The 25,516-nt window shown below is 71.7% G+C and carries 31 protein-coding genes; 11 read left to right on the top strand and 20 right to left on the bottom strand.

The genetic code is table 11. The annotated features are described in order from the left end of the window. Positions 1 to 8 precede the first annotated feature (8 nt). Complete coding sequence (murI, locus tag AC57BS_RS06010; RefSeq protein WP_496411251.1) at positions 9 to 812, bottom strand: glutamate racemase; 804 nt, start codon at positions 810 to 812, stop codon at positions 9 to 11. A gap of 112 nt (positions 813 to 924) precedes the next feature. Here murI and AC57BS_RS06005 point away from each other — a divergent pair, with 112 nt between their 5' ends. Both AC57BS_RS06005 and AC57BS_RS06000 read left to right on the top strand, forming a co-directional pair. Continuing rightward, positions 925 to 1,971 (top strand): alkaline phosphatase family protein, encoded by a 1,047-nt coding sequence (locus AC57BS_RS06005; protein ID WP_496410537.1) that lies wholly within the window; start codon positions 925 to 927, stop codon positions 1,969 to 1,971. A 53-nt stretch (positions 1,972 to 2,024) separates the two neighbouring features. Then, positions 2,025 to 3,578 carry a CotH kinase family protein gene (locus tag AC57BS_RS06000; protein WP_496410536.1) on the top strand — a complete coding sequence of 518 codons (1,554 nt, stop codon included), beginning with the start codon at positions 2,025 to 2,027 and terminating at the stop codon, positions 3,576 to 3,578. 15 nt (positions 3,579 to 3,593) lie between these two features. Here AC57BS_RS06000 and AC57BS_RS05995 read toward each other — a convergent pair whose 3' ends face one another. Next, positions 3,594 to 4,226, bottom strand: coding sequence for a DUF3152 domain-containing protein (locus AC57BS_RS05995; protein ID WP_496410535.1), 633 nt, complete (start codon positions 4,224 to 4,226; stop codon positions 3,594 to 3,596). Positions 4,227 to 4,309: 83 nt separating this feature from the next. On the opposite strand from AC57BS_RS05995, the gene AC57BS_RS05990 reads away from it, so the two are divergent. Beyond that, positions 4,310 to 4,474, top strand: a complete 165-nt coding sequence (locus tag AC57BS_RS05990) for a hypothetical protein (RefSeq protein WP_496410534.1) — start codon at positions 4,310 to 4,312, stop codon at positions 4,472 to 4,474. After that, positions 4,458 to 4,757, top strand: a complete 300-nt coding sequence (locus AC57BS_RS05985; RefSeq protein ID WP_496410533.1) for a hypothetical protein — start codon at positions 4,458 to 4,460, stop codon at positions 4,755 to 4,757. The genes AC57BS_RS05990 and AC57BS_RS05985 overlap by 17 nt, the downstream gene beginning before the upstream one ends. Positions 4,758 to 4,831: 74 nt before the next feature. On the opposite strand, the gene AC57BS_RS05980 is transcribed toward AC57BS_RS05985, so the two are convergent. The 4 genes from AC57BS_RS05980 to AC57BS_RS05965 form a co-directional block, all read right to left on the bottom strand. Next, on the bottom strand, positions 4,832 to 6,304 hold the full coding sequence (locus tag AC57BS_RS05980; RefSeq protein ID WP_496410532.1) for an HNH endonuclease signature motif containing protein: 1,473 nt from the start codon (positions 6,302 to 6,304) through the stop codon (positions 4,832 to 4,834). Positions 6,305 to 6,481: 177 nt separating this feature from the next. Beyond that, the gene (locus AC57BS_RS05975) at positions 6,482 to 7,447 is read right to left on the bottom strand and encodes a PLP-dependent cysteine synthase family protein (protein ID WP_496410531.1); all 966 of its coding nucleotides are present in this window, start codon (positions 7,445 to 7,447) and stop codon (positions 6,482 to 6,484) included. A gap of 9 nt (positions 7,448 to 7,456) precedes the next feature. Beyond that, on the bottom strand, positions 7,457 to 7,741 hold the full coding sequence (locus AC57BS_RS05970) for a MoaD/ThiS family protein (protein ID WP_496410530.1): 285 nt from the start codon (positions 7,739 to 7,741) through the stop codon (positions 7,457 to 7,459). After that, positions 7,741 to 8,190 (bottom strand): M67 family metallopeptidase, encoded by a 450-nt coding sequence (locus AC57BS_RS05965; RefSeq protein ID WP_496410529.1) that lies wholly within the window; start codon positions 8,188 to 8,190, stop codon positions 7,741 to 7,743. The genes AC57BS_RS05970 and AC57BS_RS05965 overlap by 1 nt, the downstream gene beginning before the upstream one ends. A gap of 88 nt (positions 8,191 to 8,278) precedes the next feature. Between AC57BS_RS05965 and AC57BS_RS05960 the strand changes: the two genes are divergently transcribed. Then, positions 8,279 to 9,532: an MFS transporter gene (locus tag AC57BS_RS05960; RefSeq protein WP_496410528.1), complete on the top strand. Its 1,254-nt coding sequence runs from the start codon at positions 8,279 to 8,281 to the stop codon at positions 9,530 to 9,532. Between the two features lie 3 nt (positions 9,533 to 9,535). On the opposite strand, the gene AC57BS_RS05955 is transcribed toward AC57BS_RS05960, so the two are convergent. Genes AC57BS_RS05955 through clpS form a run of 3 tightly spaced genes read right to left on the bottom strand, consistent with a single transcriptional unit; the run spans position 9,536 to position 11,640 of the window. Beyond that, on the bottom strand, positions 9,536 to 10,744 hold the full coding sequence (locus AC57BS_RS05955) for a DUF429 domain-containing protein (protein WP_496410527.1): 1,209 nt from the start codon (positions 10,742 to 10,744) through the stop codon (positions 9,536 to 9,538). A gap of 7 nt (positions 10,745 to 10,751) precedes the next feature. Then, positions 10,752 to 11,342 carry a DUF2017 domain-containing protein gene (locus AC57BS_RS05950; protein ID WP_496410526.1) on the bottom strand — a complete coding sequence of 197 codons (591 nt, stop codon included), beginning with the start codon at positions 11,340 to 11,342 and terminating at the stop codon, positions 10,752 to 10,754. Between the two features lies 1 nt (position 11,343). Further along, positions 11,344 to 11,640, bottom strand: coding sequence for an ATP-dependent Clp protease adapter ClpS (gene clpS, locus AC57BS_RS05945; protein ID WP_496410525.1), 297 nt, complete (start codon positions 11,638 to 11,640; stop codon positions 11,344 to 11,346). Between the two features lie 45 nt (positions 11,641 to 11,685). Between clpS and AC57BS_RS05940 the strand changes: the two genes are divergently transcribed. The 3 genes from AC57BS_RS05940 (at position 11,686) to AC57BS_RS05930 (ending at position 14,835) form a co-directional block, all read left to right on the top strand. Beyond that, the gene (locus AC57BS_RS05940; protein WP_496411250.1) at positions 11,686 to 12,966 is read left to right on the top strand and encodes a nicotinate phosphoribosyltransferase; all 1,281 of its coding nucleotides are present in this window, start codon (positions 11,686 to 11,688) and stop codon (positions 12,964 to 12,966) included. A 214-nt stretch (positions 12,967 to 13,180) separates the two neighbouring features. Further along, positions 13,181 to 14,098, top strand: a complete 918-nt coding sequence (locus AC57BS_RS05935) for a putative endonuclease domain-containing protein (protein WP_496410524.1) — start codon at positions 13,181 to 13,183, stop codon at positions 14,096 to 14,098. A gap of 161 nt (positions 14,099 to 14,259) precedes the next feature. Further along, on the top strand, positions 14,260 to 14,835 hold the full coding sequence (locus AC57BS_RS05930) for an isochorismatase family protein (protein ID WP_496410523.1): 576 nt from the start codon (positions 14,260 to 14,262) through the stop codon (positions 14,833 to 14,835). Positions 14,836 to 14,846: 11 nt separating this feature from the next. Here the strand turns inward: AC57BS_RS05930 and AC57BS_RS05925 are convergent, their stop codons facing one another. The 3 genes from AC57BS_RS05925 to AC57BS_RS05915 all read right to left on the bottom strand — a co-directional run bounded on the left by AC57BS_RS05925 (position 14,847) and on the right by AC57BS_RS05915 (position 17,241). Further along, on the bottom strand, positions 14,847 to 15,383 hold the full coding sequence (locus AC57BS_RS05925) for a DUF1697 domain-containing protein (RefSeq protein ID WP_496410522.1): 537 nt from the start codon (positions 15,381 to 15,383) through the stop codon (positions 14,847 to 14,849). Positions 15,384 to 15,419: 36 nt separating this feature from the next. Further along, positions 15,420 to 16,223 carry a hypothetical protein gene (locus AC57BS_RS05920; protein ID WP_496410521.1) on the bottom strand — a complete coding sequence of 268 codons (804 nt, stop codon included), beginning with the start codon at positions 16,221 to 16,223 and terminating at the stop codon, positions 15,420 to 15,422. A 106-nt stretch (positions 16,224 to 16,329) separates the two neighbouring features. Further along, on the bottom strand, positions 16,330 to 17,241 hold the full coding sequence (locus tag AC57BS_RS05915; RefSeq protein WP_496410520.1) for a LysR family transcriptional regulator ArgP: 912 nt from the start codon (positions 17,239 to 17,241) through the stop codon (positions 16,330 to 16,332). A gap of 72 nt (positions 17,242 to 17,313) precedes the next feature. On the opposite strand from AC57BS_RS05915, the gene AC57BS_RS05910 reads away from it, so the two are divergent. Beyond that, positions 17,314 to 17,913 (top strand): LysE/ArgO family amino acid transporter, encoded by a 600-nt coding sequence (locus tag AC57BS_RS05910; protein WP_496410519.1) that lies wholly within the window; start codon positions 17,314 to 17,316, stop codon positions 17,911 to 17,913. A gap of 18 nt (positions 17,914 to 17,931) precedes the next feature. On the opposite strand, the gene AC57BS_RS05905 is transcribed toward AC57BS_RS05910, so the two are convergent. From AC57BS_RS05905 to hppD, 4 genes are all read right to left on the bottom strand, one after another. Continuing rightward, a complete protein-coding gene (locus AC57BS_RS05905; protein ID WP_496410518.1) occupies positions 17,932 to 18,729 on the bottom strand; it encodes a helix-hairpin-helix domain-containing protein in 798 nt (265 codons plus the stop codon). Between the two features lie 12 nt (positions 18,730 to 18,741). Next, a complete protein-coding gene (locus AC57BS_RS05900) occupies positions 18,742 to 18,990 on the bottom strand; it encodes a helix-turn-helix domain-containing protein (RefSeq protein WP_496410517.1) in 249 nt (82 codons plus the stop codon). Further along, positions 18,990 to 19,622, bottom strand: coding sequence for a DUF2975 domain-containing protein (locus AC57BS_RS05895; protein ID WP_496410516.1), 633 nt, complete (start codon positions 19,620 to 19,622; stop codon positions 18,990 to 18,992). The genes AC57BS_RS05900 and AC57BS_RS05895 overlap by 1 nt, the downstream gene beginning before the upstream one ends. Before the next feature lie 236 nt (positions 19,623 to 19,858). Further along, positions 19,859 to 21,091, bottom strand: coding sequence for a 4-hydroxyphenylpyruvate dioxygenase (gene hppD, locus AC57BS_RS05890; protein WP_496410515.1), 1,233 nt, complete (start codon positions 21,089 to 21,091; stop codon positions 19,859 to 19,861). Between the two features lie 81 nt (positions 21,092 to 21,172). On the opposite strand from hppD, the gene AC57BS_RS05885 reads away from it, so the two are divergent. Continuing rightward, positions 21,173 to 21,658 carry an Lrp/AsnC family transcriptional regulator gene (locus tag AC57BS_RS05885; protein ID WP_496410514.1) on the top strand — a complete coding sequence of 162 codons (486 nt, stop codon included), beginning with the start codon at positions 21,173 to 21,175 and terminating at the stop codon, positions 21,656 to 21,658. 40 nt (positions 21,659 to 21,698) lie between these two features. Here AC57BS_RS05885 and AC57BS_RS05880 read toward each other — a convergent pair whose 3' ends face one another. Continuing rightward, the gene (locus AC57BS_RS05880; protein ID WP_496410513.1) at positions 21,699 to 22,226 is read right to left on the bottom strand and encodes a PaaI family thioesterase; all 528 of its coding nucleotides are present in this window, start codon (positions 22,224 to 22,226) and stop codon (positions 21,699 to 21,701) included. 55 nt (positions 22,227 to 22,281) lie between these two features. Between AC57BS_RS05880 and AC57BS_RS05875 the strand changes: the two genes are divergently transcribed. Beyond that, complete coding sequence (locus AC57BS_RS05875) at positions 22,282 to 22,782, top strand: winged helix-turn-helix transcriptional regulator (RefSeq protein ID WP_496410512.1); 501 nt, start codon at positions 22,282 to 22,284, stop codon at positions 22,780 to 22,782. 5 nt (positions 22,783 to 22,787) lie between these two features. On the opposite strand, the gene AC57BS_RS05870 is transcribed toward AC57BS_RS05875, so the two are convergent. Genes AC57BS_RS05870 through AC57BS_RS05860 form a run of 3 tightly spaced genes read right to left on the bottom strand, consistent with a single transcriptional unit; the run spans position 22,788 to position 25,513 of the window. Next, positions 22,788 to 23,423: an IclR family transcriptional regulator gene (locus AC57BS_RS05870; RefSeq protein ID WP_496410511.1), complete on the bottom strand. Its 636-nt coding sequence runs from the start codon at positions 23,421 to 23,423 to the stop codon at positions 22,788 to 22,790. Positions 23,424 to 23,444: 21 nt separating this feature from the next. Beyond that, positions 23,445 to 25,223 carry a DEAD/DEAH box helicase gene (locus tag AC57BS_RS05865; protein ID WP_496410510.1) on the bottom strand — a complete coding sequence of 593 codons (1,779 nt, stop codon included), beginning with the start codon at positions 25,221 to 25,223 and terminating at the stop codon, positions 23,445 to 23,447. Beyond that, on the bottom strand, positions 25,220 to 25,513 hold the full coding sequence (locus AC57BS_RS05860) for a DUF3039 domain-containing protein (RefSeq protein WP_191279722.1): 294 nt from the start codon (positions 25,511 to 25,513) through the stop codon (positions 25,220 to 25,222). The genes AC57BS_RS05865 and AC57BS_RS05860 overlap by 4 nt, the downstream gene beginning before the upstream one ends. Positions 25,514 to 25,516: the final 3 nt, after the last annotated feature.

The following is a 25,516-nucleotide window of genomic DNA, read 5'->3' as shown; positions in this document are numbered from 1 at the left end:
CCCGGCACTCATCGGGTGCCTCCGGCGAACTGGGTGGCGCTGAGCAGCTCCGCGCCGAGGAAGCGGCGCCCGACGGTCGCGAAGTCCTCGGGGCTCCCGGTGGTGGCGAACGTGTAGTCGGGCTCGCCGTCCGCGCGCATCAGCCCGGTGCTCGCGAGCATCTTGTAGACGTCCTTGGCGCACTCCTCCGCCGAGCTCACCAGCGTGACCTCGTCACCCATGACGTACGAGATCACCCCCGTCAGCAGCGGGTAGTGGGTGCAGCCGAGGATCAGCGTGTCGACCCCGGCCTCCACCAAAGGGTCGAGGTACTCGTGGGCGGCGGCGAGGAGCTCGTCGCCACCGGTCACGCCCTGCTCGACGAAGTCGACGAAGCGCGGGCACGCCTGGATGTGCAGGTCGAGGTGGGGTGCCGCGGCGAACGCGTCGTCGTACGCCATCGAGCTCGCGGTCGCGCGGGTGCAGATGACGCCGACCTTGCGGTTGCGGGTCGCGGCGGCGGCGCGGCGGGCAGCCGGGAGGATCACCTCGACGACGGGCACGTCGTAGCGCTCGCGGGCGTCGCGGAGCATCGCGGCGCTGGCGGAGTTGCACGCGATGACGAGCGCCTTCACGCCCCGCGCGTAGAGGTGGTCGAGGCACTCGAGTGCGTACTCGCGGACCTCGCCGATCGGCTTCTGGCCGTAGGGCTGGCGCGCCGTGTCGCCGAGGTAGACCACCGACTCGTGCGGCAGCTGGTCGATCACCGAGCGCGCGACGGTCAGCCCACCGAAACCGGAGTCGAAAATGCCGATGGGGGCATCGGCGGTCATCCGCGGGGTCGGGGTCGGCACAGGCAGCAGGCTAGGCGCTCGGCCCGCCGCCGGTCACGCCATCGCGTGCGTCGTCCCGGTCACACGGCACGCGCCGGGTTAGGGTCGTGCGGTGATCCTCCGCTCCATCCTCGCCTCCGTCCTCGCCTCCGCCACCGTCGGCCTGGTCGTGACCTCCGCGCCGGCCCAGCCGGAGTACGACAGCACGGCCCCCGAGACCCGCCGCGTGTCCGCGGACAATGCCATCGACTCGGTCCTCGCGATCTCGGTCGACGGCCTCAACCCCGACGCGCTGCGCGCCCTTGGGCCCGAGGGCACCCCCCACCTGCACGCCTTCATCGCGTCCGGGGCCTCCACGCTCAACGCCCGCGGCCTTCGCGAGCTGACCGTCACCCTGCCCAACCACACGGGAATGGTGACCGGCCGTCGCGTCGAGGAGACCTCGGGCGGCCACGGCGTGACGTGGAACGACGACCGACGCCGGCCCAGGACGGTGCAGGCGGCCGCGGGCGAGCGGGTCGAGTCCGTCTTCACTTCCGTCAGCGACGCCGGCGGCTCGACCGCGCTCTTCGCGAGCAAGACCAAGTTCTCCCTGTGGAGGCGCAGCTGGCCGCTCGCGATCGACAAGACCCGGATCCAGCTCGACAACGGCCTCCTGGCCCGGGCCGTGCGTCGCGACCTGCGCGACCACGACCGCGCCTTCCGCTTCGTCCACTTCTCGCTGCCCGACTCCGTCGGGCACGACAAGGGGTTCATGTCCAAGCCCTACCTGCGCGCGATCAAGCAGGTCGACGCCCTCCTCGGCAGCATCGTCTCGGCCGTCGACTCCGACCCGCTCCTCGACGCCCGCACCGCGATCATCGTCACCAGCGACCACGGCGGACGCGGTGCCAGCCACTCCGACCCGCGTCGGCTCGCCAACTACCGGGTCCCGTTCATGGTGGCCGGTCCCGGCGTGGCGGTCGGTGCGGACCTCTACGACCTCAACGCCGACGACCGCCGCGACCCCGGCACCAAGCGCACGTCCTACGGCCAGTCCGTGCAGCCCGTACGCAACGGCGACCTGGCCAACCTGGCGCTCGACCTGCTCGACATCGACGCCGTACCCGGAAGTGAGCACAACTTTGCGCTCGATCTCGACGTCTCCTACGCAAACTGATACGACCGGGTAGGACCCACCAGCCGGCGGGTCCTCCGGATAGAGGGGGCAACATGTCCGTGCCGAGGCACCTGTCCGTGGCGACCGCGCTGGCGCTGGCTGCCGCCACCCTGCTCCTGGCCCCCGCGTCCGCTCGCGAGAGCGCCGCGCCGCAGGCCTCCGACCGGAGTCCCGCGTCCGTGGGCTGGCCGCCGGCTGCGCCCAGCCAGCTCGTCATCGACACGCAGGGCGCGGAGGTGGGCCGCGAGGACTACGTCCCCGGCACCGTGACCCTCGACGGCGTCACACACGTCACCGAGGTCCGCGGCCGCGGCAACTCCACGTGGGGCTGGCCCAAGAAGCCCTACAAGCTCAAGCTGGAGGAGGACGCCGCGCTCATCGGCTCGCGCCCCTTCGACGAGTGGGTGCTCCTGGCCGGCTACGGCGACCGCAGCGGGTTGCGTACGGCGGCCGCCTTCGCCGTGGCGGCCCAGACCCGGCTGGCGTGGACCCCGCGCTTCCGCTTCGTCGAGGTCGTCCTCAACGGCCAGGTGCAGGGGCTCTACATGCTCACCGAGCAGGTCGAGGAGGGCAAGGGTCGTGTCGACCTGCCCGACGACGGCTACCTGCTCGAGATGAACAAGCGCTACCTCCGTGACGGCGAGCCCGGGTTCCGCACGGGTCGCGGGACGGCGGTGGCGTTCAAGGACCCCGACGAGATCACCAAGCGCCAGCGGCGCGAGGTCCGCGGTGCCGTGACGCGCTTCGAGAAGGTCCTCTACGGACCCTCGTTCGCCCACCCCACCCGCGGCTACGCCAAGTACGTCAACGTGCGTCGGATCATCGACTGGTACCTCGTCGAGGAGCTGTTCTCCAACCAGGACTCCAACTTCCAGTCCAGCGTCAACTTCAGCTGGGTGCCCGGCAAGAAGTTCGTCTTCGGTCCCGTCTGGGACTTCGACCTGAGCGCCGGCACGCGGTGGCGCGACTACGGCCCGCCCGACGTGTGGCACACCCGCGAGGGACGCCACTGGGTCGCCCGGATGCTCGAGGACCCGGCGTTCTCCGCACGCGTGAAGAGCCGGTGGGCCCGTCTGCGGCCCGGCGTGCGCGAGGTCGTGTCCCAGATCCCCGCGGCCGCGGCGACGCTGGCCCCGGCCGCGCAGGCCGACTGGAAGCAGTGGCACGAGTCGGGCGACCTCGAGTGGACCCACCACGCGAAGACCCTCGACGGCGAGGTCGCCTACCTCGGCGACTGGCTCACCAAGCGGATCGAGTGGCTGAGCAAGAACGAGGTGCGCCTCGGCAGCACTCGGCAGGCGACAGAGGAGCGCGAGCGCACCGTGTGGGTACCGGTGCAGCTGCAGTCCCCGGCCACCACCTCGGTGCAGGTCAGCTGGAGCCTGCGGGCCGGCAGCGCGACACCGGGTGAGGACTACGTCGACGAGCAGGGGCAGGTGACCTTCGCGCCCGGGCAGCAGGAGCGCTGGGTCCCGGTGCGGATCCTCGACGACGCAGTCACCGAGGGACGCGAGAACCTGCGCGTGCTCCTGACGGGCTCGTCGCGCGAGCTGGTCATCGGCTCCCCCCACGTCGCGACGGTCGTGATCCGGGACAACCGCAGGTGAGCCCCGGCCCGGTGATCACCGTCGCCTGACGGCGGCGGCCTCGCCGGGCAGGGGCCACGGGTTGAACCGGCAGCCGCCGGTGCCCTTGGACTGCTGCATCATCACCGGCGCCCTGCCGCCCCCGCGGCACGACGCGTGCCCGAGGCCGAGCCAGTGCCCGGTCTCGTGGTTGACGACCATGTGGCGGTAGTCGCGCACGGACCGGCCGGCCGCGTTCCACGCCGGTGACGCCTGCGTCCACCGCAGCTGGTTGATGACCACGAGGCGCCCGACCCGGCACGACCACTGCTCGGAGCAACCGGCTGCGAAGGACGGCAGGGTCCCCGCAGCGGCGAGCACGAGGGTGAAGTCCCCGCCCCGGCGTACGCGGCGGAACTCCACTCCCCCGGCCCGCCAGCCGCTCGGGTGGTCGAAGGTCTCCTGCGCCTGACGCCGGAACACCTTCAGCGAGGCGGTGATCCGGCCCCGGGTGGTGACCGAGTAGGTGACGCGCCGGCGCACGGGCACGGCGTACGCCTCGGCCGTCTGCTCGCCCGCGCCGGGCGTACGCCGGTGCTCACGCGCCTCGGCCTCGAAGGCAGCCGCCGGCGGGGCGGGCAGGCCCAGGGCGAGCACGACCGCGACGGCGACGAGGGCGGCCCGGGGCATGTCGGGAGCCTACGCTGCCGTGGCGTCGCTCCCTCCGCTCCTGCGAACCGGCAGTAGGCTCCGGGCCGTGACAGTGCCCGCCGGTGAGCGTCGCCGGCCCACTGACATGGTTCGACTCGCTCAGCCTCACCCGATTCCGGTACCGCGCGACCAGCGAAGAACGCTTCATGGCCATCGAGCGCTGGCACACCGTCGGCCTGACCGCCTCCCCCGCGACAGAAGGACTGAACCGTGCCGGAACGACCTGAGATCGTCTGCATCTGCGGCTCCATCCGCTTCGCGGCGGAGATGCGTGCGGCGAACCGCGACCTGACCTTCGCCGGTGTCATCGTCGTCGCGCCGGGCGAGGCAGACGAGGTGGTCACCGCCGAGCAGAAGACCGCACTGGACGCCCTCCACCTGCGCAAGATCGACCTGGCTGACCGGGTCCTGGTCGTGAACCCCGGCGGGTACGTCGGCGAGTCCACGAGCAGGGAGATCGCCTACGCCCGCGCAGCCGGCAAGCCAGTCTCGTTCACCGACCCCGTCTGATCAGCAGACCGCAGGACCGGCCTGGGCGCGCCGACGGCCCCGCCGGTCAATGCTGAGCGGGGTGCGGGGCGGGGTCATCGTCGGCGGGGTCGCGGGATGCGAGGCGGATCGGGTGGCTCGATTGCCGCCGTGCCTGATCGGTCTCGTCGGTAGCGATGGCCGTGAGGGCTGGTCCACTCGAAGATCCCGGGCTCGACCATCGCGTAGCGCCAGGCGGAGTGGGTCTTGAGGCGGTGGTGGAAGCGGCACAGGCAGGCGAGGTTGTCGGTCCGTGTGGGCCCGGGCTGGGGTCTGCCCTCGGCGTCGGCGTCGGCGTCGTACGCGACGATGTGGTCGACGTCGCAGCCGCGTGCCGGGCGGGTGCACCACGGGAAGACACACGCGCGATCGCGGAGCTGGATCTGCTCACGGATCCGGTCGGGGATCTCGTAGCCCTGCGCGGTGAGCTGGGCGTTGAGGTCGATGACGGGCTTGATGGTGACCTTGGTGCGGGAGTCTGAGCACCACGACTTGATCTGGTCGAGCAGGACGAGGCGCTGCCCGTTCTCCATCCGCCCGGTGGGACCGAAGACCGTGGTGTCGCCGGAGAAGCTGGCGTCGAAGTGGGCGTGGATCACGACCTCCCGCGCGGCCGGAAGGTTCGGCTCCTCGGCCTCGGCGTCGGCGTTGCTGTCCGTGGTTGAGGTGTGAGCGGAGCGAGCCTCGAAACCACCCTCCTGCGCTGCACCGTCCTGGAAGGCGAGGTCGAGCGCGGTCTGCGTGCGGGCGAGGTCGCCCAGCGCCTTGGCCCGTCGCGCGTTGAGCGGCAGCTGCGATCCAAGGACCTTCTGCGTGGCGGCGTGGTGGGCGACCGCGCGGTCGAGGTCGAGGGCATCGGCCATGTCGACCTCCGCCTCAATGCGCATCGTGCCGGCGTAGTGCACGTCGTCCTTGTTCACGGTGACATGTCGGGGGTCGACGTGCTGCCACCCGTCCTCCGGGTCCGCGGAGGGATCGGCGACCGCGAGGTCGTACCGCTTGATCGTCTCCGCCATCAGCCGGTCGAGCTGCGCCGACCCGATGCGTCCGGCGACGGCCGCGACCTGGGAGTCGACGAACCCCGCCGCCTCGGCCGTCAGCGCGGGCGAGGAGTGGATGGTCGTGTCCGCGACCGCGCGAGCCCGCCACGCCGGCACCCGACCGGCATGGACCTGCTCCCACAACCGCGGCAGGCGGTGCCGCAGCTCGAGGGCGTGGCCGATGAGCTTCTTTGCCGCCGTCGTGGAGATGCCGAGGGTGGTGCCGAGCTCGGCGACGCAGAACTCCGCAACCAGGGGAGCACCGTCGCCGGCGATGGGCTCTTCGTGCTCGCAGCCGGGGACGGTGAACGAGGCGGCGTCGTGGATCGACTCGGGCGGGTGGAGGTCGGCCCAGCGAGCGGCGAGGACCAGCTGGTGGGCGGCCTCGGCGTTCTCGAGGTCGCGGGAAGTCTTGATCGAGGCGAGCAGCTCGGAGGCCGAGAGGTCGTCTGCGACCTCTCGCGCCTCGGCTGCCAGTCCATCGATCATGTGTTCGAGTCTACGGAAGCCCACCGACAATGGCCGTGGCTGGAATGGTTGCCGGACAGTGATCTCGGAAGTCATTTCGAGGCTCGCTGCGCTCGCACCTCAACCCCAAGAGAGTGCGCTCGCACCTCAACCACCAAGAGAGCGCGCTCGCACCTCGACCACCGAGGTGAGGGGAGCTCAGGCCCAGAGCTGGCCGTCGAGCGCGTCCTCGGCATCGTCGATGGTGCCTTCGTAGGCGCCGGTGGAGAGGTACTTCCAGCCGCCGTCGCAGACGATGAACGCGATGTCGGCGGACTCCCCCGCCTTGACGGCCTTGGCGGCCTGGCCGAGCGCCGCGTGGAGGATCGCGCCGGTCGAGATGCCGGCGAAGATGCCCTCGAGCTCGAGCAGCTCGCGGACCCGGCGTACGGCGTCGCGCGGACCGACGCTGAAGCGCGAGTCGATCAACGAGGCGTCGTAGAGCTCCGGGACGAAGCCCTCGTCGAGGTTGCGCAGGCCGTAGACGAGCTCGCCGTAGCGCGGCTCGGCGGCCACGATGCGTACGTCCGGCTTGGCCTCACGGAAGAAGCGGGAGACGCCCATGAGCGTGCCTGTCGTGCCGAGCCCGGCGACGAAATGGGTGATCTCGGGGAGGTCGGCGAGGAGCTCGGGGCCGGTGCCCTCCTCGTGCGCGAGGGCGTTGGCCTCGTTGCCGTACTGGTAGAGCATCACCCAGTCGGGGTGCTCGGCTGCGATCTTCTTCGCGACCCGGACCGCCTCGTTGGACCCGCCGGCGGCCGGCGAGGAGACGATCTCGGCGCCCCACATGCGCAGCAGCTGGCGGCGCTCCTCGGATGTGTTCTCGGGCATCACGCAGACGATGCGGTAGCCCTTGAGCTTGGCCGCCATCGCCAGGGAGATGCCGGTGTTGCCGCTGGTCGGCTCGAGGATCGTGCAGCCGGGGCGCAGTGTGCCGTCGGCCTCGGCCTGCTCGATCATCTTCAGGGCCGGGCGGTCCTTGATCGAGCCGGTCGGGTTGCGGTCCTCGAGCTTGGCCCACAGCCGTACGTCGGCCCCGTTGGGTTGGACGCCGGGAGAGAGCCGCGGCAGCCCGACGAGAGGCGTGTTGCCGACCGAGGCCAGCAGGTCGTCGTAGCGGGTCACGGCCCGGGATCAGCCTCCGGCGACGGCGGGCAGGACGACGACCTGGTCGCCGTCTGCGAGCTCGGCGTCGAGGCCGCCGATGAAGCGGACGTCCTCGTCGTTGATGTAGACGTTGACGAAGCGGCGCAGGTCCACCGAGCCGGACTTGTCCTCGACGAGGCGCTCCTTGATGCCGGGGTGGCTGCCCTCGAGGTCGTCGATGAGCGCGGACAGGGTGCCGCCCGAGCCCTCGACGGCCTTGGCGCCGTCGGTGTAGGTGCGCAGGATGGTGGGGATCCGGACCTCGATGGCCATCAGGGGGTGCTCGCTTCCTGGGTTTTCTGGGTAGGCGTGATCGTGACCTCTTCCTCGGTCACGGCTCCGTCGATGATTCTGTAGGACCTGAACTCCACCGGGCCCTCACTATTCCCGTGCTCGCGTGTGCTGACGAGCACGTAGTGGGCGTTCGGCTCGCTCGCGAGCCCGATGTCGGTCCGGCTGGGGTAGGCCTCGGTGGCCGTGTGGGAGTGGTAGACGACCACCGGCTCCTCGTCGCGGGCGTCCATGTCCTTGTAGAGCGCGAGCAGCTCGGTGGAGTCGAACTCGTAGAACGTGGGGCTGCCCGCGGCGTTGACCATCGGGATGAACCGCTCGGGCCGGTCACTGCCCTCGGGGCCCGCGACGACGCCGCACGCCTCGTCGGGATGGTCGCGTCGGGCGTGCGCCACGATGGCGTCGTAGATCTCCTGCTCGATGGTCAGCACGCCGTCAAGGGTAGGTCGGAAACCGATGTGACCCGACCACGTCTCAACGCATAGTCTTGACGTCGAGAGAGTTCACGGGGGGAAGAGCATGTCGTTGCCGCAGGCGTACGCGCCGCTGACCCGCCGCGGCATCCCCCTCGAGCGCGACCTGCGGGTCCTGGCGCTGGGATCCTTCGCCAACCGGTTCGGCGCCGGGGCGGTCATGACCACCAGCGCGCTCTACTTCACCCGCCGGGTCGGCTTCTCCGCCGCCGAGGTCGCGCTCGCCCTCGCGGTCGCGGCAGTCGTGGGGATCCTCGTGCAGGTGCCGGCCGGCCAGCTCGGCGACAGCCACGGCCCGCGCCGGGTGCTGACGGTCTGCATGGTCGGCGCCGCGCTCACCAGCGCCCTGCCCGCCCTGGCCCGTACGCCGTGGCAGCTCGCGCTGCTGCTCGCCCTGCTCACCCTCTTCGAGCGCTCGGCCGGCTCCGTCCAGCAGGGCGTGATCGCGCAGCTCGCGACCGGCGGCCGCGGTGTGCAGTTCAAGGCCTACCTGCGCGCGGTCACCAACACCGCGATCGGCCTCGGCTCGGTCTTCGGCGGCGCCGCGCTCGTCGTCGACGAGACCTGGGCCTACGTGTCGGTCTTCGTCCTCAACGCCGTCTTCACCGGGTTCGCCGCGTGGAACTCCACCCGGCTCCCCGACCTGCCGGCCTACGTACGGCTCGAGGGCGAGCCGCGGCTCGCGGTGCTGCGCGACTGGCCCTACGTGGCCGTCGTCGCGCTGACCGGCCTGTTCTCCCTGCACTTCTTCGTGATGGAGCTGGGCCTGGCGCTCTACATCTCCGAGCGCACGGCCGCCCCGCCCGTGATGGTCGCGGTCCTGCTGATCGTCAACACCGCTTGCGTCGCGCTCTTCCAGGTGCGGCTCAGCCGTCGCGCCGACTCGGTCGAGGCGGGCGCCCGGGCGCTGGTCCGCGGTGCGGTGTGGATCGCGGCGGGCTTCGCGATCGTGGCGCTGGCCGCCCGCGGCGACGCCGCCTTCGCGATCGTGGTGCTCGTGGTCGGGTCGCTGGTCCACGTCGTCGGCGAGATGATCGGCTCCGGCGGCCAGTGGGGTCTGCAGATGGGGCTCGCCCCTCACGAGCGACAGGGTCAGTACCAGGGCTTCGCCGGCCTCGGCTTCAGCGTCATCGCCGTCATCGGCCCGCCGATCGTGACCCTGCTGTGCGTCGAGATGGGCGAGACCGGCTGGCTCGTGCTCGCCGTCCTCATGCTGGCCGTCGCGCTGGTCACGGTGCCAGTCTCGAGGTGGGCGCTCGCGTCGCGTGAGCGCTACGGCGTGCTCACCCACTCGGGCTGAGCCTCAGACCCAGATCGCCGCCGAGATCCCGTCGGAGAACACCTCGGGCTCGCCCGGCAACGACTCCGAGACCCCGAGGGCGTGGCGTACGGCCGTCCACGCGACCGCGCAGGCGTCGAGCAGGTCGTCCTCGCCGAACCCCGCGCCTCGGAACCACGGTGGCGCCACGATGCCGTGCGCGGCGAGCGCCTCGCGCCGGGCACGGACGCCGTCGGAGTCCTTCTTGCGGGCCAGCACGGGTCCGCCGGCCATCCGGGCGAAGCTCACCTCGGGGTGCACCTCGATCACGTCGGCGCCAGGGCCCGAGCGGACCCAGGCGTCCACCTGCAGCACCTTGTCGCGCAGTGCGTACGCCTGCGCGCTGACGCTGGTGCGTCCGTCCGTCGCGGCGAGGTTGGCCTCGCGCGCCTCGGCGTAGGTCGCGGCCTCGAGCGCGGAGCGTACGGGCGTGGAGAAGACCGAGGACGCCTTGCCGACCAGCGCCCGGCGGGCCTCGGCATCGGCGCGTCGGCCGCCGGCGTCGGGCAGGCCGATGGGGATGTCGACGGCGACGACGGGCACGTCGTGCTGCTCGCGCACCAGCGCGAGCAGGCTGGTGATGTCGGCGGACACGAAGACCGTGGCCCGCAGCGTCGGGTCGAGCACCACGCCGACCCAGCCGGCCGGGCAGGCGTCGACGCCGAGCACGGGGGCCGGTGGCCTGAGGACGGGCGGCGGCTCGAGGCCGTCGGGATCGGCCGGGGCCACGAAGCGCGCCTCCTGCTCGTCGCTGAGCGCCGCCTCGATCCGCCGCAGCGGCAGGTCGCCCATCGGTGGCAGGCCGCCGACCGGCCACCAGCGCACCTCGCTCGACTCGTCGTCGGCCACGTGCGCCTCGCCGTCGAGCCAGGTGCAGGCGAACGTGAGGTCGAGGTAGGCGGCCCGGTCGCCGTTGGCATGGCGGACCTCGGGGTGGGCGTCGGTGGAGGCGAGCCGGTCGACCCGGACGCGTACGCCGGTCTCCTCCGTCACCTCGCGTGCCGCTGCCACCGCCGGCTCCTCGCCGGGGTCGACGATGCCGGTGACGGGCGTCCAGTGCCCGTTGTCGGCGCGCTTGACGAGCAGCACCTGGTCCCCGCGGCGCACGACCGCGGTGACGGCGGGCAGCCACAGCGGGTGGTCGCTGCCGATCTTCTCGCGGATCGCGACCACGAAGTCGGGGACGGGGCTCACGCCGGCCTCACGCCGTCAGCGCCTCGACGATCGTCTCCTGGAGGTAGCCGACCCACTCGTAGATGTCGTGGGCCTGGGCGCGCGGGTCGTCGTCGGGCAGCGAGTGCCAGTAGTGCTCGTCGCCGGCCTCGACGCCCAAGCGGGTGGCCAGCGCGAGCCGGATGTCGGTGAAGGCGCGCATCCACGTCTCGGCCTCGCCGTGGCTGAGCTCGACGTCGATGACCAGGCCGTCCTCGGTCAGCTCGGGCGGCAGCCCCGCCTCCTCGAGGACGTCGATGATCGAGCCGGACGCCGCCGCCTTGCCGTCACGCAGCCCGCCCTCGGTGAACCGGCGGAAGTCCGAGGCCGACTCCTCGTCGTCGGTGTACGCCGTCGGGAACAGGCGCGCCAGCACCGGGTCCTCGGGGATGGTGGTCGCCCCGGAGAACTCCGTCATGAGCGCCTCGAAGGGGTCGGCGGTCGGTGACGCGGGCTCGGCGCGCTCGTTGCGCAGCAGCTCGACCATCTGCGAGGCCAGGGAGCGCAGGAGGTCTGCCTCGAAACCGGTGAAGGTGGCGATCACGTTCCCGGTCCTGCGGTGTCGTTCGAAGCCGCTCACCTCAGGACGCCTTCTCCATCGTCGCCCACAGTCCGTACTCGTGCATCGCCTGGACGTCGCGCTCCATCTCCTCGCGGGTGCCCGTGGAGACCACGGACCTGCCCTCCTTGTGCACCTCGAGCATGAGCTTCTCGGCCTTGGCCTTGTCGTAGCCGAAGTACTTCTGGAAGACGTAGGAGACGTAGGACATGAGGTTGACCGGGTCGTCCCACACGAGGGTCACCCACGGCTTGGCCAGGAAGGTGATCTCGTCGGGGGTCTGGGTCGGCTCGACCTCTACGGGACTGGCGGCTGACACGTCTCCCATCGTGGCACAGTGTGGGTCGTGACGAGCTCACCCCATGTGTCGACAGCGCTGCTGACCGACCACTACGAGCTGACCATGGTCCAGGCCGCGCGGCAGTCGGGCACCGCCGACCGGCGGGCGGTCTTCGAGCTCTTCCCGCGCCGGCTGCCCGCGGGGCGGCGGTACGGCGTGGTGGCGGGCGTCGGCCGCGCGCTGGACGCGATCGAGGGGTTCCGGTTCGACGCGGCGGCCCTGACCGCGCTGGAGGGGGTCGTCGACGCCGACATGCTCGACTGGCTCGGGTCCTACCGCTTCTCGGGCGACGTCTGGGGGTACGCCGAGGGCGAGGCCTACTTCCCCCACTCGCCGCTGCTCGTCGTCGAGGGCACCTTCGCCGAGGCGGTGATCCTCGAGACGGTGCTGCTCTCGATCTACAACCACGACTCCGCGATCGCCTCGGCCGCCTCACGGATGACCCTCGCGGCCGGCGACCGACCGTGCATCGAGATGGGCTCCCGGCGCACCCACGAGGAGGCGGCGGTCGCGGCCGCGCGGGCGGCGTACGTCGCGGGCTTCGAGGCCACGAGCAACCTCGCCGCACGGGCACGCCACGGCGTACCGTCCAGCGGCACCGCCGCCCATTCCTTCACGCTGCTCCACGACGAGGAGGCCGACGCCTTCCGCGCGCAGGTCCAGACCCTCGGTGTCGGCACGACGCTCCTGGTCGACACCTACGACGTCGCCGAGGCGGTGGCGCTGGCGGTCGAGATCGCCGGCACCGGCCTCGGCGCCGTACGGCTCGACTCCGGCGACCTCGGCGAGGTCGCCCGCGAGGTGCGGGCCCAGCTCGACGGCCTCGGCGCGACCGGCACCCGGATCGTGGTCACGAGCGACCTCGACGAGCACGCCATCGCCGCGCTGGCCGCGGCGCCCGTGGACGCGTACGGCGTCGGCACCCAGCTGGTCACCGGGTCGGGCCACCCGACGTGCGGCTTCGTCTACAAGATCGTGGCGCGCGAGGGCGACGACGGCGAGCTCGTCTCGGTGGCTAAGAAGTCCCACGACAAGATCTCCATCGGCGGCCGCAAGCACGCCCTGCGCCGCCTCGGCCCGTCCGGGGTCGCGGAGGCCGAGGTGGTCGGGATCGGCGAGACCCCCGTCGACGACGGCAACGACCGTCCCCTCCTGGTGCGCCTGGTCGAGGGCGGCGAGGTGGTCGGTCGGGCCACGCTCGAGGAGGCCCGCGCCCGGCACCGCGCCTCCGTGGCCGAGCTGCCCCGCGCGATCACGATGATGTCGGCGGGCGAGCCAGTGATCCCGACGGTCTTCGAGGGGTGAGTCCGCGGGCCGCTGCCCCGGCCCAACTGCCCCTCGCCCCAAGTCGCCAACTCACGAGTTGGTGAGCTAACCCGTCAGTTGGCGACTTGCGGGCTCGGATCGGGCCTCCAGCGGCACCCAAGTCGCCAACTCGGCAGTAGCTCGGCCGCGCTCGTCCACAGATCCGGCTGACGGGGTGGCCCCGGCCGCCCAACCGTCGGCAGGCTCCCGATCCATGGACGCCATCCGCACCAGCCGTACGAGCCGCGCGCCCGCCGGGACGACCCGGGTGACCCGCAACGCGTACCGGCTCTCCGACTCCGAGGACGTACGCACCGGCTCGCTGCACGCGTGGCAGCTGGCACTGCCACCCGAGGCGGCGTTCACCCACCTGACAGGGGCTGGCGTCCACGGGATCTGGCTACCCCCGCACGACGGCCTCCCTGTCTGGATCTCACTCCCCTACGGCGTCCCGCGACCGATTCGTCCCGGCCTGCGAGTCGTACGCCGACACGTCTCGCCTAATCCCGTCATCGTCAACGGGCTTCGCTGCGACACCGCTCCCCAGTGCTTGCTCATCGCCGCTCGCGACCTCCATGAGCTCGACCTCACGTGCTTGGTCGAAGGTGCCCGCCACCGCGGCGTGCTCACCGAGGACGACGAGGACCGGCTGCTGAGCGAGAGCTACCCAGGGTCACCTCGCATGCGGCGTGCTCTCGACAGGGCGACCGGCGGCGCGGAGAGCATCTGGGAGGTGCTGCTCCGAGAGCTGCACCGCGCCTGCGACGTGGCGGTCGTGGCGCAGCACCGGGTCCTCGGCGCGGATGGTGAGTTCATCGCGCGGAGCGACCTGTGGATCGTGGACACGCGGCGGCTCCCGGAGTTCGACGGTGCGGGCCACCGCGACCCCAAGCAACACCGGAAGGACCTCCGGCGGGAACGCCGGCTCGCGACCGAGAGGTGGGAGCGGCGCGGCTACACCTCCCACGACGTTCTCCACCGGGCGATCACGATCCTGAAGGACGCAGACCAGGCCCTGGGTCGCCCGCACGACCCCACCCGGGTCCGGGCCTGGCACGCGCTCCTGAAGAAGTCCCTGTTCTCGCCAGCCGGTCAGGCGCTGCTGCGGGAACGCATCCGGGCGTCGTTGTGACTCGCGAGTTGGCGACTTGGGTGCGGAATCGTCCGATTCTGCGCACCCAAGTCGCCAACTCACGAGTTGGTCGACCAACTCGTGAGTTGGCAGCCCGCAGCCCAGCCCTGGCGCCACGCCACGCGCGGAGCTCCTACGTCGGCCCCCGCTAGGCTCGGGACATGCCCCGAGCCCTGATCGTCGTCGACGTGCAGAACGACTTCTGCGAGGGCGGGTCGCTGCCCGTCGCGGGCGGTGCCCGGGTGGCCGCCGAGATCAACGACCTGCTGCACCGGTGGCACGCCCGGTCGGGCGACGCGCCGACGTACGACGTCGTGGTCGCGACCAAGGACCACCACATCGACCCGGGCCACCACTGGTCGGTGAAGCCCGACTACGCCGAGTCGTGGCCGGTGCACTGCAAGGTCGGCACCGAGGGGGCGGCGTTCCACCCCAACCTCGACCCGCAGCCCTTCGACGAGGTGTTCTACAAGGGCGAGCACGCGGCCGCCTTCTCCGGCTTCGAAGGGCGTACGGCCGCCGGTGAGCCGCTCGCCGAGTGGCTCCGCGCGCGGGACGTCGCGGAGGTGGACGTGTGCGGCATCGCCACCGACCACTGCGTCCGCGCGACGGCGCTCGACAGCGCGACGGAGGGCTTCACCACCCGGGTGCTCACCGCGATGTGCGCGGGCGTCGCGGAGGACAGCACGGCGGCGGCGATCACCGAGATGGCCGGCGCCGGCGTCGAGATCGCCTGACCGAGCGGCGCTCAGCACCACTTCCCGGTGACGGTCCGCAGCACCTTGATGGTGCGCGCCGTGCCCTGCCCGAGCGCCGCGAACTCCTTCGAGGACAGCAGCCGCGAGGTGTGGATGTCGCCGTCGAGCAGCACGTACGCCGCCCGGCCGTCGACCACCACCCTCTCCCCCGCGTGCTCCAGCGCGTGCGCGGCCGCGACCGCCGCCGCGTCCGGCGCGGCCGGGAAGAGCGTCACGTAGTGCTGGCCGCCGGGGTCGTGCTCGGCGTGCAGCTCCTCGCCGCGCGCCGTCAGGGCGGCGAGGTCGGTCGCGGTGAAGACCACGGTCGGGACGTCGAAGCCCGCCTCGGCGGCGTACGCCTCCTCGAGGGCGGCCCGGACCTTCGCCACCGAGCGTGCGGAGTGGGTCAGGCGGACGTTGCCGGTGTTGATGTAGGTCTCGACGTCCACGCCGCCGGCGGCCTCCGTGGCCGCCTTGATCGCGTCCTTGGGGAACTTCCGCCGGGCGCCGAGGTTGATCGCGCGCAGGAAGGCGACGTAGGTGGGCACGGGTCGATCATGCCCGCCACAGGGCGGTCGGGCGGGTCAGACCCGCTTGCACTGGCTGGGCGGGGTGACGGCGGGGTCGAAGACGTACTTCGGGGGCACGATGTTGGCGCCGTTCTGCGACTCCTTCATCGTCATCGCCCACCAGCCCGCCTTGCGGGTCTCGATCTTCGCCAGGTCCGCCGCGGGGAGCTCGTTCCACATGTTGACGACGTCGACGCCGACCTCGATCAGGTGGCCGTGCGGCGTGACGACGGCCTTGGCCTCGATCCCGTCGAGCGCGGCGGGGACCTCCGGGAAGAGCCCGCGCGGCATGCCGGTGAGCACCTCCTCGGCGGGTACGCCGACCGCCACGCCGTCGCCGGCGAGGCGGATCGCGCGTGCAGCCGTCACCGGCCACGTCGGGTCGAGGTCGGTCGGCAGGGCCCAGCTGCGGGCCTGGTCGTCGGTGATGTCGGCCCAGCAGTCAGCGGCGCCGGGACCCCAGACCTCGCTGTTGAAGTAGGTGCGACCGGCCACGACGAGGTAGTCGACCTGCTGGCTGTTGCCGTCGATTGCGGAGTCCATCGAGAGCTCGCTGTAGCCCGTGGAGGGGCTGAAGCGACCGTCGAGGTCGAAGATCCGCTTGCCGCCGTTGTCAGGGTTCTTGGTGAGGAGCTGGCCGTGCCACTCCACGATGCCCATCTTGTCGACCTGACTGACCATGGCCTCGAGCTGCTCGCCCTCCAGGAGCACGTCCGACGCCTCGGTGGACGCGGCCTCTCCCGAGCCGCCGCATGCGCTGAGGGTCAGCAGCAGGGCGGCGCCGAGGGCGCACGCCCACGATGGATTGCGACGTGCCACTGGATCTCCCCCGTCCGGTCGGCTCGAGCCGTGTGCCCGATCACGCTCGGAGCCTAGGACCGGGGCCGGGGCCTGTCAGGAGAACCGGACATCTCGGGCGCGGGCCTCAGCCCGCCATCCACGCTCGCGCCGCGCCGACCACGGCCTCGGTGAGGTCGTCGACCAGTGCGGAGCCGAGGCGCCAGTGCTGCCAGAACAGCGGCACCTCGGGACGGCGGCCGGGGACCAGCTCGACGAGGTCACCCCGCTCGAGCTCGTCGAGGACGTCGGACTCCGGCAGCAGCCCCCACCCCATGCCGACCCGTACGGCGCGGTCGAACTCCCGCACCGACGGCACGTAGGTCACCGGCGGGGCGAGGTGGCGACGGGTCACCCGGCGGACGAAGTCGTGCTGCAGGGAGTCGCTGCGGTCGAAGGCCACGATCGGCGCCTCGGCGAACGTGGCCGAGCCGACTCCGTCGGCGAAGTGGGTCGCGTGGAAGGACCGGGTCGCCACCGCGGCGTACTTGAGCCGTCCGAGCCGTACGACACGGCAACCGGGCACCGGCTTGGGCTCCCCGGTGATCGCGGCCACCACCTCGCCGCGACGCAGCCTCTCGGCGGTCCGGGTGTGGTCCTCGCGCACCACCTCGAAGACCACGCGGTGCCGGGTCTGCACCTCGGCGAGGGCGTCGACGAACCAGCCGTAGAGCGCGTCGGCGTTGACCGCGATGGGCAGGGAGGCGTACGAGGTCCCGTCGGCGTCGTCCTCCTCCACCAGCTCGGCGACCGCCTCCCGCTCGAGGAGCTCGGTCTGGGTGGCCAGTCGGACGAGGACCAGCCCCGCCTCGGTGGGCTCCAGCGGCTTGACGCGGTGCAGCAGCACGCGGCCGATCCGGGTCTCGAGGGCCTTGATCCGCTGGCTGACCGCCGACGGGGTCACGTGCAGCTCGCGGGCCGCCGCCTCAAAGGTGCCGAGCCGTACGGCGACGGCCAGTGTGCGTAGGGCCACAGGGTCCAGCTGGGTGACGTCTTTCATACTTAGAGATCCTAATGATTCGTCAGAATAGTTCGCTGGATTGACGGCACGTACGCGCCTAGCGTTGACGTCATGTTCCAGGTTGCACTCACCGGTCTCCTCACCGGACTCGCCCTCATCGTCGCCGTCGGCGCACAGAACGCATTCCTCCTGCGACAGGCGATCCGCGGCGAGCACGTCCTGCCCATCGTGCTGACGTGCCTGCTGTCGGACGTCGTCGCGATCACCGCCGGCGTGGCCGGCCTGGGCGTCGTGCTGGAGCGCTGGCCGGCCGTCCTGCCGGTGGCGCAGGTGCTCGGCGGCGTCTACCTGATCGGCTTCGGCGTGCACGCCGCGATGCGCGCCTGGCGTCCGGCGGCGCTCGAGGCCGGCGAGGGCAACTCGCTCACCGTCGGGCGTGCGGTGCTGCTCACGCTGGCGCTGACCTGGCTCAACCCGCACTTCTACCTCGACGCCGTCCTCATGCTCGGCACCGTGGCCAACAGCTTCGGCGGGGACCGCTGGTGGTTCCTCGCCGGCACACTGCTCGCGAGCGTGCTGTGGTTCTTCGGCCTCGGCTACGGCGCGCGCCTGCTGCGCGGGCTGTTCGCCCGCCCCAACGCGTGGCGCGTCCTCGACTCGGGCATCGCGGTGCTGATGGGTGCGCTCGGCGTGGGCCTCATCGCCCACTGAGGCAAGGCCTGCCGCGCGTCACTCCCCGCGGTGGGCGAGCCCCCGCTCCGCCATCGCCTCGCCGAGGCGGGTGATCGCGACCGGGCCGACGCCGTGCATCGCCGCCAGCTCGTCCGCCGTCCGGGTCGCGACCTGCTCGAGGGTGGTCATGCCGGCGTCGCGCAGGGCGCGCGTCGCGGGGGCACCGATGTTCCGGGGCAGGGGCGTGCCTTCCTCGCGTGCTGCGCGCTCACGCGGAGCCGGGAGCCCGGCGTCGACGACCGCCTCGCCGCGCGGGGACAGCAGGTAGCCGATCGCGAGCGACTCGGTCAGCCCGAGCTCCTTGAGCTTGCGGACGTCCTTCTTGAAGTCCGCGGTCTCGCGGCCCACCCGGGCCGCGAGGTCAGGTGCGCGTACGGTCGGGTTGAGGTCGACCAGGTCGAGCGTCTCGCGGGTCCACGGTCCGTGGGCGGAGGCCGCGTCGAGCCGGTCGAGCCGGTCGCAGATCGCGGCGATCTCGTCGGCGTCCGGGATCGTGGCCCGCAGCGCCTCGCGCGGGTCGGGACCGGCGTACGCCAGCCCGATGCGCCACACGGGGTCGGACGAGCGGGCCGCGAGCGCCTGCTTGAGCGCGGCCAGCGACGCCGCTCCGGCCCGGCGGGCGTCGTCGGCGCGCAGGCTCGCGACACTGACCTGCTCGACCGAGGTGACCTCGACCAGTCCCACGCCCGTACGCATGCGTGTGCCGACGACGACCCGCGGCCGCGCCCACCGGCGGAAGGCCAGGTCGATGGTCCCGGCCTTGATCGCCGCGAGCTCGGCGGGTCGGATCATCATGACGACAGCCTCTCAGTCCACCCGCAGGATGTCGCCCGGCTGGCACGCGAGGACCCGGCACACCTTGGTCAGCGTCGAGAACCGGACGGCCTTGGCACGCCCGTTCTTGAGCACACTGAGGTTGACGACTGTGACGCCGACGCGGTCCGCGAGCTCGGTGAGCGTCATCCCCCGGTCTGCCAGCACCTCGTCGAGGTGGACGGTGATGCCGTGCGGCTCGTCCGCCTCGGCCTCGGTCTCCGCATGCCTGCGCCTGGCCATCAGATCGTGGCCTCGACATCGAGCCGCAGGCCCACCGCCTCACCCATGACCCGAGCCAGCGCCAGGAGGGCAGTTCCGAGGAGCACGGGGAGCCACGGGACCGTGGCGGAGAGGACGAGGGTGCTGTCGGTCATCCGGTTGAGCAGGCCGGCGTTGACCCAGCCCGAGAGCACGAAGTCGAGCGCGGCCCAGGCGATGAGGATCCGACCGAGCGTCCTGAGCTGACCGGGGACGCGGTCGGCGAAGACGCCCTCGCGGCGGGCCTGGCGCAGGAACCGCCACAGCATCACGAAGAACACGGCCGGACCGCCGACCCACACGACCAGGCCCGCGCCGGCGAGCGCCCGGGTGGCACCGTCGGGCGAGGAGTCGCAGACCTGCACCTCCTCGGCGCGCCACGTGATGCCGTCGCGAAGGCCGACGGGACCGGTGCGCTCGCCCTCGACCCGCCGGAAGGCCGGCTCGTCACCGGACGACGTGGCGCAGACCTCGGCGTTCACCCCGGGGACCTGCCCGCTGCCGAACGCCGTACCGGCCAGGGTCGCGATTGCGAGGACGGCCATGACGGCGACGACCACCCCCACCAGCACCTCGAGGACCTTGAGCGGGTCGTTGTCGCGCGCGCTGTCCATGGATCCCCCGCATGTCGAATGTCGATGTTGTCGACAAACGATAGGGCATCGTTTTTCGATACGTCAACGGGGCGAGCCCGACGTACGCCCGAGCGGTGCGTGAGACAGCTTCTCGGGCTGCCAGACCTGCGTCACTCACCGCGGCTCCACTCCGCATGCGTCGAGCGGTGAGTGGAACACGTTTCCGGGCTGCGAAACCTGTCTCACTCACCGCTCGGGCAGCGGGGGCGCGGGCGTCAGAGGTTGCCGCGGGCGTCCTGCTCGCGCTCGATGGCCTCGAAGAGCGCCTTGAAGTTGCCCTTGCCGAAGCCGAGCGAGCCGTGGCGCTCGATCAGCTCGAAGAAGACCGTCGGCCGGTCGCCGAGCGGCTTGGTGAAGATCTGGAGCAGGTAGCCGTCCTCGTCGCGGTCGACGAGGATGCCGCGCTTCTGCAGCTCCTCGATGGGCACGCGGACCTGGCCGATGCGCGCGCGGAGCTCGGGGTCCTCGTAGTAGGAGTCAGGGGTGTTGAGGAACTCCACGCCGTTGGCGCGCAGCGCGTCCACGGTGGCGAGGATGTCGCCGGTCGCGAGGGCGAGGTGCTGGGCGCCGGGGCCGTTGTAGAACTCGAGGTACTCGTCGATCTGCGACTTCTTCTTCGCGACGGCCGGCTCGTTGAGCGGGAACTTCACGCGGTGGTTGCCGTTGGCGACGACCTTGGACATGAGCGCTGAGTAGTCCGTGGCGATGTCGTCGCCGATGAACTCGGCCATGTTCACGAAGCCCATGACGCGGTTGTAGAAGCCGACCCACTCGTCCATCTTGCCGAGCTCGACGTTGCCGACGATGTGGTCGAGGGCCTGGAACAGGCGCTTGGGCTGGTCGGCCTTCTTCTCCCAGCGCGGCGCGACGGCCACGTAGCCGGGGAGGTACGGGCCGGCGTACGTCTCGCCGTCGACGGTGCGCTGCACCAGCGTGTGCCGGGTCTCGCCGTAGGTCGCGATGGCCGCGATCCGGACGGTGCCGTGCTCGTCGGTGAGGTTCTCCGGCTCGCGCACCACGGTCGCGCCGGCCTTGCGGGCCTGGGCGATGCACTGGTCGACGTCGGGGACCTCGAGGGCGATGTCGACGACGCCGTCGCCGTGGCGGGCGTGGTGGGCGATGAGGTCGCTGTCGGGCGAGACGGCGCCGCTGAGGACGAACTTGATCGAGCCGGACTTGAGCACGAAGGACTTGTGGTCGCGGTTGCCGTTCTCCGGGCCGGAGTAGGCGACGAGCTCCATGCCCCAGGCGGAGGCGTAGTAGTGCGCGGCCTGGGTGGCGTTGCCGACCACGAAGCAGATCGCGTCCCAGCCGGTCACGGGGAACGAGTCGGACTCGGCGTCGTACTCCACGAGGCCGACGAGCTGGCGCAGCTGCTCGAGCGAGAGGTCGGCCTTCATCTCGTCCACGGTCAGGGCGCCACCGGTCGAGGCGATGTCAGTCGTCATGGTCCGAACCCTGCCGACTCCCGGCAAGGTGTGCAACAGTAGCGCGAAACGTTGGACAGGTTGCACAGCCAAGGGGCCGACATGGACCAGATCGACAGCAAGGTGATCGACATCTTCGCCAGCGAGCCCAGGCTCGGCGTGCTCGAGGCCAGCCGCCGGCTCGGCATCGCCCGCGGCACCGTCCAGGCCCGGCTCGACAAGCTCGTCGCGGCCGGCGTCATCACCGGCTGGGGCCCCGACCTCTCCCCGGAGGCGATCGGCTATCCCGTGACGGCGTTCCTCACCCTCGAGATCAGGCAGGGCTCAGCAGACAGGGGAGGCCACGACGCCGTCGCCGAGCACCTGACCGGCATCCCGGAGGTCCTCGAGGCCTACACCATCACCGGGGCCGGCGACATGTGGGCGCGGGTGGTGGCCCGCTCCAACGCCGACCTCCAGCGCGTGATCGACCTGGTGCTGACCGAGCCCGGGATCGACCGCTCGACGACGGTCATCGCGCTCGCGACGCAGATCCCCTACCGGGTGGTGCCGCTGGCACGGGCGGCCGTGGATCCGGCGTCGGGGTGAGCGTCAGGGGCCGTACGCCCCGGCCGGGTACGTCCCCGGCTCAGCCCTCGACGGGGAAGATCATGCACGTCGAGGTCGCGTGCGCGACCAGCCTGCCGCCACCGTCGGTCAGCTGCGCCTGCGCGAGGGCCGTACGCCGCCCGCGCTGGATCACGGTGCCCTCGCAGGCGAGCAGGCCGGAGTCGACGGTGACGGGACGGAGGAACTTCACCGTCAGGTCGACCGAGGTGTAGAGCTCGCCCGCCGCCAGGGTGGTGTGCACCGCGCACGCCGCGGCAGTGTCGAGGAGCGTGGAGATCACGCCGCCGTGGACGGTGCCGAGCGGGTTGTAGTGGAACTCGGCGGCCGGCATCTCGACGACCACGCGACCGGGCTCGGGACGCAGGTCGGTGAAGCCGAGGGTGTCCATGATCGGCGGGGGCGGCATCTCGCCCGACCGCATCGCCATCAGCTGCTCGAGGCCGTCGAGCTCCAGCAGCCGAGTCAGGTCGGCCTGGCCGGGCGGCGTCCAGGCGAAGGTGCGCGTCTCGGTGCGGAACCGGTTCTCGACGGGCTGGGTCTGCGTCATGGATTCAGGGTCGCATCCCCTTGCTGGGTCTGTCAACGAGACTTAGGGTGGGGGAATGACGGCCACTCCCTCCGCCAGTCCCTCCGCTCTCGAGTGGTCCACCGACAATTGCACCGTCGGGCGCGCGATGACGGTCCTCGGCGAGCGGTGGACCTTCGTGGTGCTGCGCGAGGTCTTCAACGGCGTCCGGCGCTTCGAGGACATGCGCCGTCACTCCGGGATCCCGCGCCAGGTGCTCACCGACCGGCTCGCCCTGCTCGTCGAGGCCGGGATCCTGCGCCGCGAGCCCTACCGCGAGCCCGGGCAGCGCGAGCGCCACGAGTACCGGCCCACCGACAAGGGCTTCGACCTCTACCCCGTGCTGGTCGCGGTGCGGGCGTGGGGCGACCGCTACCTCGCAGACCCCGAGGGGTCGCCGGTGGAGTTCGAGCACGTCGGCTGCGGAGGCGAGGTCGGCGTGGTCCTGCGCTGCACCGAGGGACACGAGGTGAGCGGGCGACGCGACGTCGCGACGCGCCCCGGTCCGGGCGTCAAGCCGTTCGTCGAGGCGTCCTAGGCCTCCTAGGCCAGCCGCTCCCCCACCTCGCGCGCCGCGGCGATGACCTGCGGCGCCACGACGTCCTCGTCGATCGTGCCGTCGAGGGTCACGATGCCGACGCTCGCGCGCAGCCCTTCCACGCCGCGCACGGGAGCGGCGAGGCCGCGGGCGCCGGTCTGGAGCTCGCCGCTGGTGACGGCGTACGCGTCCCCGTCGGCGTCGAGCAGCCCGATGGCCTTGCCGGCCGCACCCTGCGTGAGCGGATGTCGGGCGCCGACGCGGTAGGCCACGTGGAAGTCGGTCCATGTCGGCTCGACCACCGCGAGCGCCAGCGCCTCGTCGCCGTCGGCGACCGTGAGGTGGGCGGTCGAACCGAGCGACTCGGCGAGCCGGCGCAGCACCGGCATGGCGAGGTCGCGCAACAGCGGCTGTACGCCGCTCGCGAGGTGGAGCACCCCGAGCCCGACGAAGAGCCTGGAGCGTGCGTCCCGGCGGACCAGGCCGTGCTGCTCGAGCGTGCTGACGAGCCGGTGGACCACCGTGCGGTTGACGTCCAGCCGGTGCGAGAGCTCGGTGACGGTCAGGCCCTCGGAGCTCTCGGCCAGCACCCGCAGGACGCGGAGGCCGCGGTCCAGCGTCTGCGAGGTCTCGGAGGGCACGGGCTCAATATGACAGGAAAGTCAGGACGTCTGCCGCACTGCCCATTCGCGGATCCGGTTGATCCGCTCGTGGAGCTGTTCGGCGTTGGCCACGGCGGCCGGCGGACCACCGCACTCCTTGCGCAGCGCGTTGTGGGTGATGCCGTGGGCCTGGCCCGTGCGGTGGTGCCACGCGGCGACGAGGCCGTTGAGCTCGCGCCGCAGCACGCCGAGCTGCTGGTGGGTGCTGAGCTCCTGCACCGAGTCGACCACGCGGTCCCCCACGCCCTCGGCCTTCTGCTTGCGGGCACGCTCGCTCTGCCGCGAGTGCAGCAGCTCGCGGACCTGGTCGGGCTCGAGCAGCCCGGGGATGCCGAGGAAGTCCATCTCCTCCTCGGAGCCGGACACCACCTCGCCGGAGTGGCCGAACTGCGCACCCTCGTAGAGCACGTGGTCGAAGGACGCCGTCGAGCCCAGCGCCTCCCACGACATCTCGAGCTCGTCGGAGGCCGACTCGCCCTGCTGCGCCTCGGCGAGCAGACCCTCCTCGGCCGCGAAGATGTCGTCCTCGTCCTGGACGCGGCGCCCGAGCACGTGGTCGCGCTGCGCCTCCATGTCGGAGGCGAACTCCAGCAGGTGCGGCACCGACGGCAGGAACACCGACGCGGTCTCGCCGCGCGACCGGGCGCGCACGAAGCGGCCGACCGCCTGGGCGAAGAACAGCGGAGTCGAGACGGTGGTCGCCCACACGCCCACGGCCAGGCGCGGCACGTCGACGCCCTCGGAGACCATTCGGACCGCGACCATCCAGCGGTCCTCGGAGGCGGTGAACTTCTCGATCTTCTTCGAGGAGCCCTTCTCGTCCGACAGCACCACGGTCGGCGTCTCGCCGCTGATCTTCCTCAGCAGCGCGGCGTAGGCGCGGGCGGTCTCCTGGTCGCCGGCGATCACCAGCCCGCCGGCGTCGGGCACGTGGCGGCGTACCTCCGAGAGCCGCGTGTCCGCCGCCTCCAGCACCGCCGGGATCCACGACCCACGCGGGTCGAGGGCCGTACGCAGCGCCTGGGCGTGCATGTCCTTGGTGAGCGGCTCGCCCAGCCGGGCGACGACCTCGTCGCCGGCGCGGGTGCGCCACTGCATCTCGCCGGAGTAGGCCATGAACAGCACCGGGCGCACGACGTGGTCGGAGAGGGCGTGGGCGTAGCCGTAGGTGTAGTCGGCGGCCGAGACCGGGATGCCGTCGTCACCGGGCGCATAGCTGACGAACGGGATCGGGTTGATGTCGGAGCGGAAGGGCGTGCCGGTCAGCGCGAGCCGCCGGGTCGCCGGGTCGAAGGCCTCGCGCACGCCCTCGCCCCACGACAGCGCGTCGCCGGCGTGGTGGATCTCGTCGAGGATCACGAGGGTCTTGAAGCGCTCGGTGCGGATCCGCATGGCGAGCGGGTTGACCGCGACACCGGCGTAGGTGACCGCGATGCCGACGTAGTCGTCGGAGGTCCTGCCCTTGCCGGCGGAGTAGGTCGGGTCGATCGGGATCCCGGCACGCGCGGCGGCCTCGGCCCACTGGGTCTTGAGGTGCTCGGTGGGGGCGACGACGGTGATCCGGTCGACGACGCGGCGGCTGAGCAGGTCGGCCGCGACCGTCAGGGCGAAGGTCGTCTTGCCGGCTCCCGGGGTCGCGACCGCGAGGAAGTCGCGGGGCTGGGCGGAGCGGTACTTGTCGACCGCCGCCTGCTGCCAGGCACGGAGGGACGGCGCGGTGCCCCACGCGGCCCGGTCGGGCCACGCGGGAGGCAGCGGCGCGTCAGGCCGCCCCGTCACGCCTCGGGACCCGAGCCGTCCGAGCCGGACCCGCCGCCGGGCTTGTCACCTGGCTTCATCGAGTCCCAGATCTCCTTGCACTCCGGGCACACGGGGAACTTCTCCGGAGCACGCGAGGGCACCCACACCTTGCCGCACAGCGCGATCACGGGAGTGCCCATGACCATCGCCTCGGTCAGCTTGTCCTTGGGGACGTAGTGGGAGAATCGCTCGTGGTCACCCTCGTCGGTCGGGACGGTCTGACGCTCTTCGATCGTCTGGCTGCCCGGCGAGAATCCGATGGTGCTCATGAT

It is taken from the genome of Nocardioides sp. BGA-UO-ETr-FS32, assembly GCF_059567905.1.
The sequence above is the reverse complement of the archived record's forward strand: the minus strand, read 5'-3'. Positions and strand labels throughout refer to the sequence as shown.

Excerpts from the sequence above, each read along its gene's own strand:
- murI (WP_496411251.1), bottom strand. The coding sequence starts at position 812 with ATGACCGCCGATGCCCCCATCGGCATTTTCGACTCCGGTTTCGGTGGG.
- AC57BS_RS06000 (WP_496410536.1), top strand. The coding sequence starts at position 2,025 with ATGTCCGTGCCGAGGCACCTGTCCGTGGCGACCGCGCTGGCGCTGGCT.
- AC57BS_RS05995 (WP_496410535.1), bottom strand. The coding sequence starts at position 4,226 with ATGCCCCGGGCCGCCCTCGTCGCCGTCGCGGTCGTGCTCGCCCTGGGC.
- AC57BS_RS05980 (WP_496410532.1), bottom strand. The coding sequence starts at position 6,304 with ATGATCGATGGACTGGCAGCCGAGGCGCGAGAGGTCGCAGACGACCTC.
- AC57BS_RS05970 (WP_496410530.1), bottom strand. The coding sequence starts at position 7,741 with ATGGCCATCGAGGTCCGGATCCCCACCATCCTGCGCACCTACACCGAC.
- AC57BS_RS05960 (WP_496410528.1), top strand. The coding sequence starts at position 8,279 with ATGTCGTTGCCGCAGGCGTACGCGCCGCTGACCCGCCGCGGCATCCCC.
- AC57BS_RS05935 (WP_496410524.1), top strand. The coding sequence starts at position 13,181 with ATGGACGCCATCCGCACCAGCCGTACGAGCCGCGCGCCCGCCGGGACG.
- AC57BS_RS05930 (WP_496410523.1), top strand. The coding sequence starts at position 14,260 with ATGCCCCGAGCCCTGATCGTCGTCGACGTGCAGAACGACTTCTGCGAG.
- AC57BS_RS05915 (WP_496410520.1), bottom strand. The coding sequence starts at position 17,241 with ATGAAAGACGTCACCCAGCTGGACCCTGTGGCCCTACGCACACTGGCC.
- AC57BS_RS05910 (WP_496410519.1), top strand. The coding sequence starts at position 17,314 with ATGTTCCAGGTTGCACTCACCGGTCTCCTCACCGGACTCGCCCTCATC.
- AC57BS_RS05905 (WP_496410518.1), bottom strand. The coding sequence starts at position 18,729 with ATGATGATCCGACCCGCCGAGCTCGCGGCGATCAAGGCCGGGACCATC.
- AC57BS_RS05900 (WP_496410517.1), bottom strand. The coding sequence starts at position 18,990 with ATGGCCAGGCGCAGGCATGCGGAGACCGAGGCCGAGGCGGACGAGCCG.
- AC57BS_RS05895 (WP_496410516.1), bottom strand. The coding sequence starts at position 19,622 with ATGGACAGCGCGCGCGACAACGACCCGCTCAAGGTCCTCGAGGTGCTG.
- hppD (WP_496410515.1), bottom strand. The coding sequence starts at position 21,091 with ATGACGACTGACATCGCCTCGACCGGTGGCGCCCTGACCGTGGACGAG.
- AC57BS_RS05885 (WP_496410514.1), top strand. The coding sequence starts at position 21,173 with ATGGACCAGATCGACAGCAAGGTGATCGACATCTTCGCCAGCGAGCCC.
- AC57BS_RS05880 (WP_496410513.1), bottom strand. The coding sequence starts at position 22,226 with ATGACGCAGACCCAGCCCGTCGAGAACCGGTTCCGCACCGAGACGCGC.
- AC57BS_RS05875 (WP_496410512.1), top strand. The coding sequence starts at position 22,282 with ATGACGGCCACTCCCTCCGCCAGTCCCTCCGCTCTCGAGTGGTCCACC.
- AC57BS_RS05860 (WP_191279722.1), bottom strand. The coding sequence starts at position 25,513 with ATGAGCACCATCGGATTCTCGCCGGGCAGCCAGACGATCGAAGAGCGT.